1 protein-coding gene is annotated in these 1,214 nt (G+C 48.7%); it reads left to right on the forward strand.

Annotation, left to right across the window (positions count from 1 at the left end; translation table 11 throughout):
• Window positions 1–134: 134 nt before the first annotated feature.
• Window positions 135–1,214, forward strand: a 1,080-nt coding sequence (locus EWH91_RS14275) for an IS256 family transposase (protein ID WP_129930926.1), incomplete at its 3' end; no start/stop codon positions are given.

The raw sequence follows: 1,214 nt of genomic DNA on the forward strand, positions 1-1,214 counted from the left end.
CCCCTCCAGAAAAACAGCGGGATTTCATTTCTCTCTCGTCTCTGTCATTTTTTTCATAGAAAATGAGCCGGAGCCCATCATCTCAGTTAGAATAGAGTTAACCAAAAACCAAATTCTAAAGGAGAGATTCAGGGATGGCTCAACTACAGATTACTCTAGATGAACAACTTTTGCATCAATTATTTCTTGGCGATTCAAAAGAATCTGGCATGAATGCCCTTTTGGAGGCGATTTTAGATCAAGTACTTCAGGCGCAGGCCAGTGAGCAACTGAAAGCCGAAAAATATGAACGTAGTGAGGCCCGGACCGATTACCGAAACGGCTCCTATCCCCACCAACTAACGACCCGTGTGGGCAAGCTTTCGCTGAACGTTCCTCGACTACGCAACGGTCATTTTTCAACCGATCTCTTTAAACGCTATCAGCGCAGTGAACAAGCGCTCGTTTTGTCTTTGATGGAAATGGTCATCAATGGGGTTTCAACACGCCGTGTCAGTCACATCACTGAAGAGCTTTGCGGCACAGACTTCTCGAAGTCGACCGTATCGGATCTTTGCGGACATCTGGATCCACTGGTCCATGGCTGGAATGACCGCCCTCTGGAGGGCAGCTATCCGTTTCTGTTTGTTGATGCGATTTATACAAAGGTGCGTGAAAATGGCCGTGTTCGTTCTCGTGGTGTATTGATTAGTTATGGCGTCAACGAGAAAGGGTATCGCATGATTCTGGGTCTGAAAGTCGATGACAGCGAAAGCACGGAGGCGTGGAAGAACTATTTCGATTGGCTGAAGTCTCGTGGTCTGAAGGGCGTCGATGTGATTGTCAGTGATGATCATGGGGGTCTCGTCGGTGCCGTTCAAAAAGCGTTTCAGGGAGCCACATGGCAACGGTGCCAGGCTCACTTTCTGCGCAACGTAAACGATCGGTTCCCAGATGATTTACAGCGAGAAGGAGCTGAACAGGTAAAAGCGATTCTGCACGCCCCAGACATCGAAACCGCTCGTACGCTCCTTCAGTCTTTTCTGGATACTTATCAGGAGAAAGCGTCTAAAGTGACTGAAATGGTGGAAGAAGCTTTTGATGATGTCACTGCAGTCCTTTCACTTCCGGAGCCGTATCGTCGCCGCCTGCGAACGACAAACGGTATGGAGCGCCTCAATGAAGAATTTCGCCGTCGGGAGCAGGTCATTCGTATTTTTCCTAACCGCGAGTCA

The sequence above is a fragment of the Sporolactobacillus sp. THM19-2 genome (assembly GCF_004153195.1).
Taxonomy (GTDB): domain Bacteria; phylum Bacillota; class Bacilli; order Bacillales; family Sporolactobacillaceae; genus Sporolactobacillus.